We start from the raw sequence: 13,358 nt of genomic DNA, 5'->3' as shown, positions 1-13,358 counted from the left end.
AAATATATCAACGATTTTTTCGATATATCGACGATTCGACAAAGAATATCGACTTATCAACAAATATCGACACGATTAAAATGAAGCTACCTTTTCTTCCGCCACTTCTACAAGTTCTAAAATTTGCAGCAGGCTCTCCACTTCATAAGTTGGCTTAACACTTGCCTTATTCTCTTTCAAACTCGGATTATACCAACACGTATCAATGCCGTAATCTTCTCCGCCTTTCATATCAGAAGTGAGCGAATCTCCAACCATTAGTACACTTGATTTATCCGTAATCCCAAACTTTTCAAATGCATAATCAAAAATCTCACGTGCTGGTTTTTGATGACCAACCTCTTCTGAAATAATAATATGATCAAAGAAATTACATAAAGGCGAATTTCCGATTCTAGATTGTTGCACCTTCGTATATCCATTCGTAATGATGCCTAGCTTGCAATCTTGTAGATTCTCACATAATTGCACTGCACCTTCTATAAGATGTACTTCTTTCCCTAAGTTTTCAAGATATACATCACTAAATTGCTGCGCATCTACTTCTATATTATGAAGGGCAAATAATTGTCTAAATCGATCTACCGCTAATTCACTTAACGTAATCATTTTATTTTCTAAATCTCTCCATAACCCATTACTAATCTCTTTATAACTTGCAAGATAATCACTATACCCTGTAGGCATACCAAACTTTTCAAACGCATTGTGTAATGCGTGTTTTTCCGTTTCAGGGAAATCTAATAATGTATCGTCTACGTCGAATAATATAACTTTGTATTTCATGATGTTCTTTCTCCTCAATTCTATTTCAAAAATTTATTCTCATAGCTTATAAACTTTTATATATTTCGTGATGGATTGCTTTAACCCGCTCTTTATAGAATACACCTTTATCTTCTATTTTCAAATGTGCTATAAATAAGTTTGCAAGCATGACCGCTGTATCTAACCTATAAAATAAACTAACGATATGAGAAGTAGCGTTAAAGATACTATCATTCTTATATCCATCTTTAAATTCATCCCAACTAACCTCATTTGTTTCAGCTATTCTCATAAGCTCCAGTAATGGATGACCAATTAAAGCGTTATCCCAATCAACTATTGCTTTAACTTCTCCATTATACCCGATTAAATTGGCTGGTCGAATGTCCATATGTAGTAAACTCTTTTCATGATCCGCTGTACTAAGAATATGTTCAATTGTTTTTATATCTGGAAGTTTCATTCCACAGTTCGTAATTGTATTAAACCCTTCTATCCGTTTCACAATTCGTTCTGCTATATACTTACTAATGGGCTCTCTAATATTTTGTTCGTAATGCAAATCTTCAATTGGCATGCTATGAAGCTTGCTCACTAACTCTCCTATTTTGTGCGCAGAAATTGGCATATGATCAGTATACACACAATCCGAAATTAAAAAATCAAGTTCGGCAGAAAGATGCAATCCGTGTATCTTTGGCACTGAAATACCTTTTGAATGACAATACTTAGAAAGCTCTGCTTCCTTTTGCAATGAAATCCGACTATTAAATAAATCTTCATTTATATTTTCTACTTCTCTTTCCCATGGCACTCGAAAAGCTAAAGATCCCTTTTCTGAATCTCCTCGAAAAACAATATTTTGCACTCCCGTTCCAATCACCTTTAAATCCTGAACAGCTAATTCCTTATAATCTTGACTTAGTATTGTTGCTAGCTTTTCTCTTAACCCCTCTGCTTTTCCACGTGTATGAATCATTTTATCCCCCGATTCGTAAGTTCTTTTCATCCATTCTCTCTTCGTTGCACAACATCCTCATTAGCAAAATTATAACAACAATAAGAAAAGGAGGCTAATCCAATCAGCCTCCCAAATTCTTATTTATCCTCTAACAATAACTCTTTCATTTCTTCTAACGACTCTTTCGTAAAGCCAAGTGCTTTTTCAGCATACGCTTCAACTGAACCGTATTGCTTTTTTAATTCATCAATCGCAGCTTGTAAATACTCAGTGCGTGCTTCAAACATCGCACCCAATATCGCTCTACTCTCATCATTTTGTAGTTTTGCGCCTAAAAAGGCCATCATTTTCTCGTTTAACTTTTCACGGAAACCGTTACTTAGTAAATAATCTTCCATTACTGTTTTCTCTGGTACACCTAGTAAAAGTAATAATAATGCTGATCCAAATCCAGTACGGTCTTTTCCAGCTGTACAATGGTTTACTAACGGTAAGTTTTCCGGGTTTTGCGCTAAGTTTAAGAAGCTCACAAATGCTTCATTACCACTTACGAAGTCTTGATTCATTTTCACAAGGTATTCACCTGGTTTCCCTAACATAGAAAGGTCACCAACTTGGAAAAACTCATTTATATTTAGGTCTTTTGCTAAATCTTGCATAACTGGTAAGCACACTTGACGAGCTCCTGTAATCTCAGGGTTTGGCTTATGCTTCACTTCAAAGTCTGTACGGTAATCGCAAATTAACTTTAAGCCAGACTTTTGTAAATAGTCGATATCCCACTCTGTTAATCCTGCTAATTCTTCAGAGCGGTACAATTTGCCCCATTTTACTTTACGGCCTTCAAGCGTTTCATATCCTCCCATATCACGGAAGTTAAACGCGCCTTGTAATGGCAATCTACGCTCAGCTACTGTTACTGCTTGTCCATTACTACCTACTAGTCTAAAATATGGACGCTCATTTTCGCTCGGGTTTTCAATTGTATATGATGATTCTCCATTTACCGTTGCAAGTAATTCTCCATTTTCTTCAATATGATCTGGCGAAGTACTCCAATAAATGCAAACTTCCTCTATATTATTTTCCCACTTTATTTGTAACGTATTATCTTCATTTCTTTCTACAGTTGCTTGTAACCAATTTCTTTGCTGCCCCATTCTTTCACCAACGCTTTCTCTTATAATCGAATCTTATCCTATTGTATTATACGAATATCTACTTTGTCGTTCTCATTTTTCTTTTTATCTTACAAAGAGGCAAAAAGTTCTTTTACTTGTTCATAAGTTGTGCACGGATTCCCTCGAAATACATATGCGATTTGTTCATCACCTGAATCTTCATATACAACTGTCCCGCGATCAGGGTGCGAATAAAACTCTAATCCATTTATAATTTGTTTTGGGCCATAATTCATTGTCCATGAAGAAATAGGATAATACGCTTTGTTTTTATGTCTACAAACCCAAAGTGCATATAGTTTATTAACTTCGTCCCAGTATACATACTGCGTTTCGTCATTTCCGAAACCGACCGATTCGAGTTTCCAACTTAGCTTTTCATGAATTGACAATTTTACATAGGATACGTCATCTGGAGCATTCCACTCTCTACATCTTCCTATCTCACCCATTTCACTTCTCTTCGCTTGAAAGCTTAATAAGTGAAATAGTGTATGTAATATCGTTTTCCCAAGCTCCATATTTACTGGTTGTAATTCAAATAGAAATCGTTCCATTTCGTCTTGGTTTACATATCCATGATCAACAGAAATTTCAACTTGTGTTTTCCATATAGATGTAACGTAACTTTCTTTTCCTTTATAATTTATACCTTTCCAATACACAAGCCCTTTATATTGAAAACAATCTCCTTTTGCTTGAGAAATACAGCTATCCGGAAATACTGGTTCCATTATATCGAGAAAAAATTCCTTTACTCGAAACATCCCAGTTGGAGTAACAACCTGAAACCAAAAAGTTCCCCACTTTTCACCTTCATAACGTTCTGAAACTTTTTCAATATTCCAGCCTTCTAACAATACATTTGGATACAATAACACGAATGAATGCATGGATTTCTTTAACATATATAGTCCCCTCCCGCTATACGAGTTCGAGAGTATACATCATTCATCCTCCTAAAACTTTCTCACATATCTCTCAGTTGAACTAAGCAGCTGACATCCATTCTCTTCAAAAACATCCTTCATCCACTCATTTTGTACATTTGTATCACCGATATAATAAGATGCACCTATTTCTTTTAAAACAAACATTGCCCCTGTAAAGAATGCTGCTTCATACCCTTTATTTCTCATATTTGGAGCGACTGCGAAATACATAAGTTTTCCTTCTTCTAACGTCCCCTTTTCAATATGCGGGATTACAATTCCTATCAGCTCTTCACCTACACTCGCTGTTAAACAATGTTCTTTCCATTGCTCACCAATTTCTTGTAGCATCATATTTCCAAATTGATCATAAGTGACTTGTTTTTCCGTCATCTCACTCCAAAGAGAATAAAAAGCATCTTCTCCTACTTCTTCAATCAACTTAAAATCAATTTCACTTTCTACATCTTCTACTTTATATAGATCCTTAAACACAATGATGTTTTCAGTAACATATTCAAACGAATACGTTTCAAAACATTTTTTATACATATTATAATTGGGGCTTTTCGAAGAAATCTCAAAATGTAAGTTTTCTATTCCCTCTTCTTCAGCCTCAGCAACGCAATATTGCATGATTTCCTTTAATTGCTCTTCTGTAAAAATCTCTGCATTATTTTCTTTTATCATGATAGAAGAAGCATTTCTTCTTATTTTAAAATGTTTTTCTAACTGTTCTATAGTCGTCATATACTTCCCTCATCTATGTCATACTTGAATTTCTACTTGTTCTCCTTGCATGAGCAGGATTGTCCTTGAATATATAGAATACTAGAAAACATCGCATCTTTAAAGTGCGGAGGAGGTTCTCCATTGGATATTACAGCGCTGCAACAACAGTTAGAGCTTATACAACAAAATGACTATACGCAACTGCGACATATAGATATAAATGAATTAACGCTCCATATGCTTCAGTATATTGGAACGACTGATAGTTACGTTCGTTACCAGCTTATATATAAATGTTTTGTGCATTTTATTCATCATGAATTCCTTATGGATGATCAACTGAAATTACTGTTGCAAACTTGTTTAAGTGATGAATATTTATATTGTGACATTTACTCCCCGCATTCAGATGGGGTTTTCACACGTTCTTACACTGTTTCGTTAATTGCGTTAATACTCCAATTCGCTAATTCGCACTACTTTTGTACAGAGGAGGATATTGAAGAAATAAAAACCAAACTCATTACATACACAAACTTAGAAACAGATTTCCGAGGCTATATTGAAAATAAAGGATGGGCTCATTGTCTTGCTCACGTATCTGATGCCTTTACTGAAATTGTCCACAATTCTTATACGACCTTTGAATGGTATGAAGAATTAATTCATTGCTTATTAAATAAAATCTTCATTCCATCTGACCTTTTTCATAATAACGAAGATGAACGAATTGTTACGCCATTACTAGCAATGCTGTATCATGACTTCCCGCAAGATGAGTTAATTTCTATTATTCAAAAAAAAATAAAAAGGCTTCCCCAAATTAGAAAACGCCTTTCGTTAAATGAATATTGTATTTTATGCGCCAACATTAAAACCTTTTTACGCACATTATTTTTCAGAACGAAAGATGACCATAACTTAGCCTTTACAGCACGTAAAACAGAAAGAATGTTAAAAGAACTTCCTAATTATTATTAGCTATAAGGAGAACAACTATGGGGTATATCGAAGACATGAGAAATTTAGTAGGAAATCATCCACTGATTTTAATAGGTTCACACGCTATTATAGTAAATGAGAAAAATGAAATATTATTGCAGCTCCGTACAGACTTCAACCGCTGGGGCATCATTGGCGGCGCCTTAGAATATAACGAAACGTTAGAAGACGCTTTAAAACGAGAAGTATATGAAGAAACTGGACTTATTATTAAAAATCCAGAACTATTCCGTACATATTCAGGACCAGATTTCTTTCAAATCTACCCAAACGGCGATCAAGTACACGGTGTACTCGTTGTTTATATTTGCCGAGAATTTCACGGTGAGCTTGTATGTGATCAAACAGAATCAAAAGAATTACGTTTCTTTCCGCTTGATGAATTACCTAGTACTCTTCATCCAGTTATTGAGGGGATTCTTCGCGATTTTCATCACTCCAATTAAAGATAAAAATAAAACAGCCTCATTCCCCGTCATGATAATGCGAAATGAGGTTGTTCATGTTAGATCGTTATCTCAATCTGATTTCCTTCAGGATCACTTACTACACTTTCGTAGTAACCATCCCCTGTAGTACGCGGGCCATTTAACACAGCGTATCCTGCTTCTCTTAATGTATTCGTTAATTCGTTCACCTTTTCTTTACTACCTACAGAAAAAGCAATATGCGCATATCCTATTGTTTCTGTTTGTAATGCATCCTCTATCCCTACCCGCTTCATAAGTTCTAGACGCGCACCACCTTCAAAAGTTATAAAATAAGATTTAAATTGCTTTTTCGAATTATGATATAAGCTATTTTCTTCACCATTAAAATATTGTTTATAAAAATCACGCATTCCTACTAAATCATTCACCCAAATTGCTACATGTTCAATTTTCATAATTGGCACCTTTTCTTTTATGTTATTCAACTGACAATTGGATGCTTCGTTGCCAGGACATTTAATTTTCTTTATTTGTTCTCGTAATCATAAGATCAAGTCCAAGGCTTTTTAATCCATATAAATAATCTTCTTTCCAATTGCTCACTGTTATTTTCGGGATATGTTCTGCCGGAATGTACTGCGGACAACTTTTTACAATTTGATCTATAACAAATTGATTCACTTCATCATCACAGAAGATAAAGGCATGAGGGTTAATAATAGCTATACATGTAGCTATTAAACGAGTAATAGCATCTATATTATATTCCTCTGGATTATTCGAATCTTCACTTCTCAAAGCTTGTAAGAAATTTTTATTATCATACTGCGGTACGAAAGATATCTCTCCTGAGAAAAACGTACTCCCTCGTACGACGTCTCCATTTACCATAATCCCCGCACCTGGTCCATTTTGACCTGAATACAAATATACAAGAGAGGAGTTTTCATTATTTCCAGTATTTTTATGATAACCGAGTACTGCGGCATTCATATCGTTTTCGATTACTACTGGTATAGAAAACTGTTCCTCCAAATGACTTTTCAAATTAAAATTTTGGAACTTTTCATATCCAGGAATATAAAAAATACGACCATTATCAACCGAACCAGGCACACCTATTGATATAGAGCTTATTTTCGGGAATGTAGCGATAAGACCTTCAATATGTTTAAATAATACATTTACGCCCGTATCAACTAACATACTTGAAGTACTCCCCTGTTCTTTTACTTCCCCTAAACAGTTAAAAATTGTATAGTTCGTCTCATTTTTTTCTAAAAATATCGCTAAACCTAACATATATTCTGGATTATATTCATATCGTTTCGCTCTTCTTCCACCACTTGAATCATCTAAACCAGCTAAAGTGACTTCACCGTCTTGTTTCATTTTTTCTATAAATTTACTTATCGTTGGAAAACTGATTTCTAATGTATTACTAAGCTCAACTTTCGTTGCACTACCTCGCTCTAAAAGAACTTTACGAATGCCACGAAGGATTGTCTCTTTAATCGATTTTTGAGTAACAAACTGTTCACTCAAATCGCTCACCACCTTAATCAACATACTTATTAAACCCTTTTAATAAGTTGCGTTGACAATATATCATACATCATTTTCTAAAGCAATAAAGATGATATATTTCCGATGCACGCACTCTCTGTTTTGCTTGATGCATTCATACAATTCCAGATAAGAGAACAAATAATAAAACAGCTAACAAGGTATTACGTATTCCGAATGATTCCCCTAGTATACCTAGCCGACTAAAAAGGCTGTTGTATAACCGATGATAGCAACTTACAGCAAACGAGAAAACCGGCAAAATAAATACGAAAAAGAGCGTTTCAAGAAGTAAGTAATGTCTTCGTACGATTTTCCGCACTATTTTTCTTTATATGAAACACCTTTCACATTGTCTATACGATACGACATCAGTTTATTCATGCACTCATAAAAAACGATTTCTATAAGTCTATCGTTTTAATCACTTTAGCTGGATTACCACCAACTACTACATTATTAGGTACATCTTTTGTCACAACTGCCCCTGAAGCAATTACAGCGTTGTCTCCAATTGAAATACCAGGGTTAATAATAGCGCCCCCGCCAACCCAAACATTGTTACCAATCTTTACAGGCTTCCCATATTCTTTGCCAGAGTTCCGCTCTATCGGGTGTAAAGAATGCGTAGCAGTGTAAATGTGAACCCCAGGTGCAAACATACAATGATCACCGATTCGAACTTCACAAACATCCAAAATCACACAATTGAAATTTGCAAAAAAGCTCTTTCCAACATGGATATTGTAGCCGTAATCACAGCGAAAATCAGGATTAATTTGGGCTTTCCCATCAGCTGAAGAACCTAAAAGCTGATTTAATAATGTAAAACGCCTGTCATCTCCTGTCTCCATCGCCTCGTTATAAAGGCGTGTTAAACGTTTTGCCTCCACCCTATCAGCTACTAATTCTTCGTCATCCGCAATATACATTTCTCCCGCTAACATCTTTTCTTTTTCTGTTTTCATAGAATCATCTCCTTCGTAATCAAATGAACCCTGCTTATTAAACATCTTTAATAAGTGACTTTAATTATACTTATTAAACAAGTTTAATAAGTAACCCTATAGTAGCATACTTTTTAACATATGCAACTAAAAAGTTTCAAAAGAATATGCGAACTCTTTGCTTTACTCATCGATATGACGAATAAGTTATAGAGAAAAAAGAGGGAACGCTCAGCGCTCCCTCTCAAATCCAATCCGTTTCTTAATTTCTGTTAAATTTACCTTCGCAATAGCCCGTGCCTTCTCAGCACCTTTTTCCAACGCTTCATATAATAAATTCGGTTCATTCATATACATAGTATATTTCTCACGTGGCCTAGCTAATTCACGGTCTACAACGCGGAATAACTCTTTTTTCACATCGCCCCATCCGATTCCAGTCTCATATTTTTCACGTAACGACTGCATTTCACCCTCTGTCGCAAATTCTTTATAAATTGTAAATAACGTTTCTAGTTCTTTCGGTTCATTTGGAAGTGAAGAATCTGTTTTGATTTTAAATATTAACTTTCGTAGTTTTTCTTGCTCCGCAAATAACGGGATAACATTCCCATAACTTTTACTCATCTTTCTTCCATCAAGACCAGGTAAGATTGCACCTTCTTCTTGTATGACATACTCTGGGAGTTTAAATGTCGTGCCGAATGTATGATTAAAATACGTCGCAATATCGCGCGCGATTTCAATATGCTGAATTTGATCTTTTCCAACAGGTACATGCGTAGCTTGAAATAGTAATATGTCAGCTGCCATTAATATCGGATACGTATATAACCCCATATTCACTCCGGCATCGACCTCCAAACCCGCTTCTTTATTTTGCTCTACCTTCGCTTTATACGCATGAGCACGGTTCATAAGCCCTTTCGGAGTTAGACAAGCTAATATCCAAGCTAATTCTAGAATCTCTGGTACTTCTGTTTGCCGATAAAAAATAACATCTTCCCCAAGTCCAAGTGATAACCAAGTAGCTGCTACCTCTTTCGTATAACTACTGAACTGACTCGGATCATGCACAGCATTTAACGCATGATAATCCGCTATAAAATACAATGCTTTTCCTTCATTCTTCTTTGACATTTGCAACGCAGGTTTAATTGCACCAATATAATTTCCTAAATGCGGATAACCCGTCGGCTTAATTCCTGTTAACATTATTTTGTCACTCATCCTAACTCCTCCTTTCTCAAAACAAAAGAGCCCCTCATCCTTAAAAAAGGACGAGAGACTCCCGCGGTACCACCTTAATTAGCTATCTTTATAGCTCACTTCACACTTCAATAACGGGAAGTAACCGTCTTTACCTACTCATTTCAGTTAGAAGCTCCAGAGCCCATTCCATATTCATTCCTTGCTGATTCCCACCACACATCAGCTCTCTGAAAAGTTTCGAATATGTACTATTCTCTTTCATCGCTTTTCGTTATTTTTTACAGTTTATCATATTTTACCTTAATAAAAAAATAGAATTTTCAGTTTTATATTAAAGTACTATTTCTTTCCTTTATATCAATCAGCTAATGGAGCGACTACATTTCTTGAATCATTTCTACTCTGTTTCCAAATGGATCTCTAAACTCAAAACGTTCAAAACCAGGTATAGGTACCCCTTCAATTATCTGAATTTCATTTTGTTCCAACACATTTCTCCAATACGATATATCCTCTACTTGATAAGCAATATGGGCTTTTGTTTTTAGCCGATCAAAATCATCTTCTGTACCTATATGTACTTCTCTATCTGCCACTTTTAACCAAAACCCTCCACGCCCCTTTAATGATTCGGGCTTTTCTTTCTCAGTGAGACCAAGAATTTCACAATAAAATTTTTTCCCCTCTAGTTCGGCGCCTTTTGGAATAGTTATCTGAACATGATGTAAACCAAGAATCATAAAATCCTCTCCTATTATAAATTTTCAATACTCTTTATTTTTAGAATACACTATTATCTTACACCATTAAATATAATAAATGGAATATTTATTAATTATAATAATCGATAAGTTTTCCTTATATGTGTAGCATTACATCATAATCAAGCCGAAAAAACACTATTCTTTAAGTTGTCCAATCAAATTAGTTTTTAAAACATGGAAAGCCTTCCTTGAAATAGATCATTGGAAATAGCACACACACTTCTCTAAGCATTGTCATTCCCTTAACTTTGAAGAAGCAACAGCCCGACAGATCACTTACAGAGTATTAGACAGATGTTTAGCACCATTATTATTAATGCAACAAATACAAAAAAACAGAGAAGATTAATCTATCTTCTCTGTTTCAGCTCTTTTTTTCACGTATTCAACTTAACAAATCGATAACCATGCGTTACTAACACCTTTAATATCGCATACCCTGGAATTGCTAAAATAATCCCCATAATTCCAAATAAATTTCCGGCAGTTAAAATAATAAAGATGATAGTAATCGGATGAATATCTAACTTTTTCCCCATGACTTGCGGAGAAATAAATTTGCCTTCTGCTAATTGTACGACCATCATTACGATAATTACCTTTAAAACCATTGCTGGCGAGTCAATAAATGCGATAATTAACGCTGGTGTAATTGCAATGATCGGACCTACGTACGGGACGATATTTACAATCATCGCTAAAATAGCGAGTAGTACCGCATATTTAATACCGATAATAAGGTAACCAATTAATAGCATAATACCGATAAATAAGCTAACGATAATTTGTCCTCTAATATACGAGCTAATCGCATAATGCATATCGTCTAGTATTCTCATCGCTGCTGGTCGTCTTTGTTCTGAAATAAACTTTAAAAAATGATTCGGTAATTGCTCACCATCTTTTAAAAGATAGAACAATATAAACGGAACCATTACAAACGTTAAAACGACCTCTGTAACAGTACTTAAAAATCCAGTTACATTTCCTGTTACTGATGATAAAGATTTCGTAAAATCAACTGTATAGTCTTTTACCATACTTGCTACATCAATATTTAAATTCTCCTGAATTTTCCCTAGTAAATTACTTTCTCCAAATCTACGTGCTGCTCGTTCGATTTCATGACCGAAATACGGTAAGTTATCTATCAATGCATCAATTTGATCTTTAATGATCGGGATTACTGTAACAACTAAAAATACAAATAATCCTAGTACGATTATATATATAGAAGCTATTGATACAATTCTCGAAACACCTTTCTTTTCTAAAAGTGAAACGAATGGATGCAAAATGTAAAATAGTACGCCCGCTAATAATACTGGGAAGAAAATTGTTTTTAAAAAGACGATAAACGGTGTAAAAACAAATGATATTTTTGTTAGTAATAATATGTTAATGAACAATAATGCAAACCCAAGTAATACTGCTAAATAATTGTGTTCTCTAAAAAACTTTTTCAACTTATCTCGTTTTCTTAAACTTACTTTCTCCAATAAAACCACCTCTTCGAATGATGAAAAGCCCTTATATAGGGCTTTTCATCATAATATAACTCTTTATTTCCTTGCAGCTTTCACTACAAATGATACAATAAGAACGAGCACAATTGATCCTAATAAAGCTGGTATAATATGAATACCACCTAGTGATGGACCCCAATCTCCAAATAATTTACCGCCTAACCAGGCTCCTAATAAACCAGCAATTATATTTCCAAACATGCCAGCAGGAAAGTCTTTACCTGTAATAGAACCTGCAATTGCACCTATAATAGCACCAACTATTAATGTGATAATCCACCCCATCTTTAGTCCTCCATTTCTATTATAGTGTAATTCAATTTAGCTACTAACTTATTGTGTAACTATGTAATTATTATATCCAAAAAAGAAAAATCTTGTCAAATCTATGAAAATAAAGTATATAAGGAGGTTTTACCATATGATTCAAAAATTAATCACAACTTCTCACAAAACTGCAACTTCTATTTTAAGCATTCAAATACCCGCTTATGAAATTGAGGCAAAATATATAAATAGTACAGCTATCCCGCGCCTTTATGATACTGTAGCCGATATTCAATCGTGTGATGAAATTTTCTACGGCTATTTTTATGAAGATACACTTGCTGGGTTTATTTCTTTTAAAATGAATGAAGAGGCAGTAGATATTCATCGTTTAGTAGTATCTCCCGATCATTTTCATAAAGGGATTGCAACAAAACTACTACTTTATGTATTTGACATGTTCTCCCCCTCCAAAACATATATTGTACAAACAGGGAAAGAAAATACACCTGCTCTTTCTTTATATAAAAAACATGGCTTTATTGAAGTAAAGGAGATCATATTACCCGATGGAGTGGTGTTAACCTCACTTAAAAAATCAGAAAACAACAAATAGTTTGACTCATCATTTTATTTATGTTATCTTTTACTTTATAAAACCTTTTGCTGAGTCCAAAATTTGGAGCGGGGGAACCATTTTTGTAGCTTTGCTACTTGGGGCGAATCTTATTTAAGTAGGGAAACTCTCACTTCCCGAGTCCGACAGCTAACCTCGTAAGCGTAATGGGAGAGGAAGGTGCTTTTTGCCTATGTTACACATTTTGCCTCCTTAATAATAAATATGGGATCGATACCAAATAGTCACCTATATTTATAGAAAAGGAGAAATGTATAATGTTACGTTTATCTGATCACGCAATAAAAATGATGGAGCAAAGACTTCGAATAGAAAAACAACGCACATATCAAGCAAATAAAGTTGTCGATAATTTACATCACAAATACTTCTTTCAACATATTTTTCAGCCGAAAAGATAAAGAGAAAAACACAAGGAGTGTCTTTGTAGAC

Annotated in this window: 16 protein-coding genes, 1 pseudogene, 1 riboswitch and 1 other annotated feature; of the genes and pseudogenes, 4 read left to right on the top strand and 13 right to left on the bottom strand. The window is 34.6% G+C overall.

Features of this window, described 5'->3' with window-relative positions:
- Positions 1-75 precede the first annotated feature (75 nt).
- The 5 genes from LMD38_RS10320 to LMD38_RS10300 all read right to left on the bottom strand — a co-directional run bounded on the left by LMD38_RS10320 (position 76) and on the right by LMD38_RS10300 (position 4,592).
- Positions 76-786, bottom strand: coding sequence for a YjjG family noncanonical pyrimidine nucleotidase (locus tag LMD38_RS10320; RefSeq protein WP_061183578.1), 711 nt, complete (start codon positions 784-786; stop codon positions 76-78).
- A 46-nt stretch (positions 787-832) separates the two neighbouring features.
- Positions 833-1,777 carry a phosphotransferase family protein gene (locus LMD38_RS10315; protein WP_080454412.1) on the bottom strand — a complete coding sequence of 315 codons (945 nt, stop codon included), beginning with the start codon at positions 1,775-1,777 and terminating at the stop codon, positions 833-835.
- 89 nt (positions 1,778-1,866) lie between these two features.
- Positions 1,867-2,889, bottom strand: a complete 1,023-nt coding sequence (locus tag LMD38_RS10310) for a tyrosine-protein phosphatase (protein WP_016718080.1) — start codon at positions 2,887-2,889, stop codon at positions 1,867-1,869.
- Positions 2,890-2,978: 89 nt separating this feature from the next.
- On the bottom strand, positions 2,979-3,818 hold the full coding sequence (locus LMD38_RS10305) for a hypothetical protein (protein WP_062822395.1): 840 nt from the start codon (positions 3,816-3,818) through the stop codon (positions 2,979-2,981).
- A gap of 51 nt (positions 3,819-3,869) precedes the next feature.
- Entirely contained in the window at positions 3,870-4,592 is a 723-nt protein-coding gene (locus tag LMD38_RS10300; protein ID WP_228920276.1) for a GNAT family N-acetyltransferase, read from the bottom strand.
- Positions 4,593-4,715: 123 nt separating this feature from the next.
- Here LMD38_RS10300 and LMD38_RS10295 point away from each other — a divergent pair, with 123 nt between their 5' ends.
- Positions 4,716-5,555 (top strand): DUF2785 domain-containing protein, encoded by an 840-nt coding sequence (locus LMD38_RS10295; RefSeq protein WP_061183583.1) that lies wholly within the window; start codon positions 4,716-4,718, stop codon positions 5,553-5,555.
- A gap of 17 nt (positions 5,556-5,572) precedes the next feature.
- The gene (locus tag LMD38_RS10290) at positions 5,573-6,022 is read left to right on the top strand and encodes an NUDIX hydrolase (RefSeq protein WP_000540479.1); all 450 of its coding nucleotides are present in this window, start codon (positions 5,573-5,575) and stop codon (positions 6,020-6,022) included.
- Positions 6,023-6,081: 59 nt separating this feature from the next.
- Here LMD38_RS10290 and LMD38_RS10285 read toward each other — a convergent pair whose 3' ends face one another.
- From LMD38_RS10285 to LMD38_RS10250, 8 genes and pseudogenes are all read right to left on the bottom strand, one after another.
- Positions 6,082-6,462: a VOC family protein gene (locus LMD38_RS10285; protein WP_061183584.1), complete on the bottom strand. Its 381-nt coding sequence runs from the start codon at positions 6,460-6,462 to the stop codon at positions 6,082-6,084.
- A 61-nt stretch (positions 6,463-6,523) separates the two neighbouring features.
- Positions 6,524-7,552, bottom strand: a complete 1,029-nt coding sequence (locus LMD38_RS10280) for an ROK family transcriptional regulator (protein ID WP_062822397.1) — start codon at positions 7,550-7,552, stop codon at positions 6,524-6,526.
- A 136-nt stretch (positions 7,553-7,688) separates the two neighbouring features.
- Positions 7,689-7,810 (bottom strand): annotated as a pseudogene (locus tag LMD38_RS10275) (MFS transporter); the annotation flags it as partial.
- A gap of 167 nt (positions 7,811-7,977) precedes the next feature.
- Complete coding sequence (locus tag LMD38_RS10270) at positions 7,978-8,541, bottom strand: maltose O-acetyltransferase (protein WP_062822398.1); 564 nt, start codon at positions 8,539-8,541, stop codon at positions 7,978-7,980.
- 210 nt (positions 8,542-8,751) lie between these two features.
- Positions 8,752-9,750, bottom strand: coding sequence for a tryptophan--tRNA ligase (locus LMD38_RS10265; RefSeq protein ID WP_061183587.1), 999 nt, complete (start codon positions 9,748-9,750; stop codon positions 8,752-8,754).
- Between the two features lie 43 nt (positions 9,751-9,793).
- Positions 9,794-10,003, bottom strand: a binding site (T-box leader).
- 106 nt (positions 10,004-10,109) lie between these two features.
- Positions 10,110-10,472, bottom strand: a complete 363-nt coding sequence (locus LMD38_RS10260; RefSeq protein WP_016718086.1) for a VOC family protein — start codon at positions 10,470-10,472, stop codon at positions 10,110-10,112.
- Positions 10,473-10,873: 401 nt separating this feature from the next.
- Complete coding sequence (locus LMD38_RS10255) at positions 10,874-11,995, bottom strand: AI-2E family transporter (RefSeq protein ID WP_016718087.1); 1,122 nt, start codon at positions 11,993-11,995, stop codon at positions 10,874-10,876.
- 63 nt (positions 11,996-12,058) lie between these two features.
- Complete coding sequence (locus tag LMD38_RS10250; protein ID WP_000539716.1) at positions 12,059-12,307, bottom strand: GlsB/YeaQ/YmgE family stress response membrane protein; 249 nt, start codon at positions 12,305-12,307, stop codon at positions 12,059-12,061.
- Positions 12,308-12,443: 136 nt separating this feature from the next.
- Here LMD38_RS10250 and LMD38_RS10245 point away from each other — a divergent pair, with 136 nt between their 5' ends.
- Together LMD38_RS10245 and LMD38_RS10240 are read left to right on the top strand one after the other, a co-directional pair.
- Positions 12,444-12,905, top strand: coding sequence for a GNAT family N-acetyltransferase (locus LMD38_RS10245; RefSeq protein ID WP_016718088.1), 462 nt, complete (start codon positions 12,444-12,446; stop codon positions 12,903-12,905).
- A gap of 38 nt (positions 12,906-12,943) precedes the next feature.
- Positions 12,944-13,086: riboswitch (cyclic di-AMP (ydaO/yuaA leader) on the top strand.
- A gap of 97 nt (positions 13,087-13,183) precedes the next feature.
- Positions 13,184-13,327, top strand: coding sequence for a hypothetical protein (locus LMD38_RS10240; RefSeq protein WP_000945243.1), 144 nt, complete (start codon positions 13,184-13,186; stop codon positions 13,325-13,327).
- The last annotated feature ends 31 nt before the right edge of the window (positions 13,328-13,358 follow it).

This window comes from Bacillus pacificus (assembly GCF_020861345.1).
GTDB classification, from domain to species: domain Bacteria; phylum Bacillota; class Bacilli; order Bacillales; family Bacillaceae_G; genus Bacillus_A; species Bacillus_A pacificus.
Note: the sequence above shows the minus strand (reverse complement) of the source record. Positions and strands in the feature narration are given on the sequence as shown.

Bases quoted from the DNA above. Each gene is read 5' to 3' on its own strand.
- LMD38_RS10260 (WP_016718086.1), bottom strand. From the start codon at position 10,472: ATGATTCTTGGTTTACATCATGTTCAGATAACTATTCCAAAAGGCGCC.
- LMD38_RS10250 (WP_000539716.1), bottom strand. From the start codon at position 12,307: ATGGGGTGGATTATCACATTAATAGTTGGTGCTATTATAGGTGCAATT.
- LMD38_RS10300 (WP_228920276.1), bottom strand. From the start codon at position 4,592: ATGACGACTATAGAACAGTTAGAAAAACATTTTAAAATAAGAAGAAAT.
- LMD38_RS10285 (WP_061183584.1), bottom strand. From the start codon at position 6,462: ATGAAAATTGAACATGTAGCAATTTGGGTGAATGATTTAGTAGGAATG.
- LMD38_RS10240 (WP_000945243.1), top strand. From the start codon at position 13,184: ATGTTACGTTTATCTGATCACGCAATAAAAATGATGGAGCAAAGACTT.
- LMD38_RS10265 (WP_061183587.1), bottom strand. From the start codon at position 9,750: ATGAGTGACAAAATAATGTTAACAGGAATTAAGCCGACGGGTTATCCG.
- LMD38_RS10305 (WP_062822395.1), bottom strand. From the start codon at position 3,818: ATGTTAAAGAAATCCATGCATTCATTCGTGTTATTGTATCCAAATGTA.
- LMD38_RS10320 (WP_061183578.1), bottom strand. From the start codon at position 786: ATGAAATACAAAGTTATATTATTCGACGTAGACGATACATTATTAGAT.
- LMD38_RS10315 (WP_080454412.1), bottom strand. From the start codon at position 1,777: ATGAAAAGAACTTACGAATCGGGGGATAAAATGATTCATACACGTGGA.
- LMD38_RS10290 (WP_000540479.1), top strand. From the start codon at position 5,573: ATGGGGTATATCGAAGACATGAGAAATTTAGTAGGAAATCATCCACTG.
- LMD38_RS10245 (WP_016718088.1), top strand. From the start codon at position 12,444: ATGATTCAAAAATTAATCACAACTTCTCACAAAACTGCAACTTCTATT.
- LMD38_RS10310 (WP_016718080.1), bottom strand. From the start codon at position 2,889: ATGGGGCAGCAAAGAAATTGGTTACAAGCAACTGTAGAAAGAAATGAA.
- LMD38_RS10270 (WP_062822398.1), bottom strand. From the start codon at position 8,541: ATGAAAACAGAAAAAGAAAAGATGTTAGCGGGAGAAATGTATATTGCG.